Consider the following 2,500-nt stretch of genomic DNA (forward strand, 5'->3'; position numbering starts at 1 on the left):
GGGGCGTCTGGCGGTGTCCTACTTTCACACAGGTATCTGCACTATCATCGGCGCTAAGGCGTTTCACGGTCCTGTTCGGAATGGGAAGGCGTGGGACCACCTCGCTATGGCCACCAGACATAAACTGTCACAAATCAAAGAAGCCTACACTGAGTCTGTCACTCAGCCGGTAGAAGATTTCGTATTCTGTATCGCGTTTCCGCTTGCGCTCCGCCTCTCGGCAAAGCCACTCAAATGATAGGATCAAGCCTCACGAGCAATTAGTATCGGTTAGCTTAACGCCTCACAGCGCTTCCACACCCGACCTATCAACGTCCTGGTCTCGAACGACTCTTCAGGGACCTCAAGGGCCCAGGGAAGTCTCATCTTCAGGCAAGTTTCCCGCTTAGATGCTTTCAGCGGTTATCTCTTCCGAACTTAGCTACCCGGCAATGCGACTGGCGTCACAACCGGTACACCAGAGGTTCGTCCACTCCGGTCCTCTCGTACTAGGAGCAGCCCCCGTCAAACTTCCAACGCCCACTGCAGATAGGGACCAAACTGTCTCACGACGTTTTGAACCCAGCTCACGTACCACTTTAAATGGCGAACAGCCATACCCTTGGGACCGGCTACAGCCCCAGGATGTGATGAGCCGACATCGAGGTGCCAAACTCCGCCGTCGATGTGAACTCTTGGGCGGAATCAGCCTGTTATCCCCGGAGTACCTTTTATCCGTTGAGCGATGGCCCTTCCATTCAGAACCACCGGATCACTATGTCCTGCTTTCGCACCTGCTCGACTTGTCGGTCTCGCAGTTAAGCTACCTTTTGCCATTGCACTATCAGCACGATTTCCGACCGTACCTAGGTAACCTTCGAACTCCTCCGTTACACTTTGGGAGGAGACCGCCCCAGTCAAACTGCCTACCATGCACTGTCCCCGATCCGGATCACGGACCAAGGTTAGAACCTCAAACACACCAGGGTGGTATTTCAAGGACGGCTCCATGAGAACTAGCGTTCCCACTTCATAGCCTCCCACCTATCCTACACAAGTCTGTTCAAAGTCCAATGCAAAGCTACAGTAAAGGTTCACGGGGTCTTTCCGTCTAGCAGCGGGTAGATTGCATCTTCACAAACATTTCAACTTCGCTGAGTCTCAGGAGGAGACAGTGTGGCCATCGTTACGCCATTCGTGCGGGTCGGAACTTACCCGACAAGGAATTTCGCTACCTTAGGACCGTTATAGTTACGGCCGCCGTTTACTGGGACTTCAGTCAAGAGCTTGCACCCCATCATTTAATCTTCCAGCACCGGGCAGGCGTCACTCCGTATACGTCCACTTTCGTGTTGGCACAGAGCTGTGTTTTTGATAAACAGTCGCAGCCACCTATTCTCTGCGACCTCTGCACGCTTCGTGAGCAAGTCACTACACACGCAGAGGCATACCTTCTCCCGAAGTTACGGTATCAATTTGCCGAGTTCCTTCTCCTGAGTTCTCTCAAGCGCCTTAGAATTCTCATCCTGCCCACCTGTGTCGGTTTGCGGTACGGTTCTTATGCAGCTGAAGCTTAGTGGCTTTTCCTGGAAGCGTGGTATCAGTCACTTCAGTTCCGTAGAACCTCGTTATCACCTCTCGACCTTAAGGTGCAGCGGATTTGCCTACCGCACCAGCCTACCGGCTTGAACCAACTATTCCAACAGTTGGCTGACCTAACCTTCTCCGTCCCCACATCGCACTGCATAAAAGTACGGGAATTTTAACCCGTTTCCCATCGACTACGCTTTTCAGCCTCGCCTTAGGGGCCGACTCACCCTACGCCGATGAACGTTGCGTAGGAAACCTTGGGCTTTCGGCGAGGGGGCTTTTCACCCCCTTTATCGCTACTCATGTCAGCATTCGCACTTCTGATATCTCCAGCAGGGTTTACACCACCACCTTCACAGACCTACAGAACGCTCCCCTACCACGGACACATTTGACTGTGCCCATCCGCAGCTTCGGTTATCAGTTTGAGCCCCGTTACATCTTCCGCGCAGGACGACTCGACCAGTGAGCTATTACGCTTTCTTTAAATGATGGCTGCTTCTAAGCCAACATCCTGGCTGTCTATGCCTTCCCACCTCGTTTACCACTTAACTGATCATTTGGGACCTTAGCTGGCGGTCTGGGTTGTTTCCCTCTTGACGATGGACGTTAGCACCCACCGTCTGTCTCCCATGCTTGCACTTTCCGGTATTCAGAGTTTGCCATGGTTTGGTAAATCGCAATGACCCCCTAGCCATAACAGTGCTTTACCCCCGGAAGTGATACATGAGGCACTACCTAAATAGTTTTCGGGGAGAACCAGCTATCTCCGAGTTTGTTTAGCCTTTCACCCCTATCCACAGCTCATCCCCTAGTTTTGCAACACTAGTGGGTTCGGACCTCCAGTGCGTGTTACCGCACCTTCATCCTGGCCATGGATAGATCACTCGGTTTCGGGTCTACACCCAGCGACTAAGACGCCCTATTCGGA

General features: G+C 52.7%; 2 rRNA genes (1 of these 2 cut by a window edge). Both read right to left on the reverse strand.

Going from position 1 to position 2,500, the window contains the following annotated elements:
- Window positions 1–5 precede the first annotated feature (5 nt).
- Window positions 6–118 (reverse strand): 5S ribosomal RNA (gene rrf / locus C8E02_RS02290).
- A gap of 121 nt (window positions 119–239) precedes the next feature.
- Window positions 240–2,500 (reverse strand): 23S ribosomal RNA (locus tag C8E02_RS02295); it runs 635 nt beyond the window's last position.

Source organism: Vogesella indigofera (assembly GCF_003633895.1).
In the GTDB taxonomy this organism is placed as follows: domain Bacteria; phylum Pseudomonadota; class Gammaproteobacteria; order Burkholderiales; family Chromobacteriaceae; genus Vogesella; species Vogesella indigofera.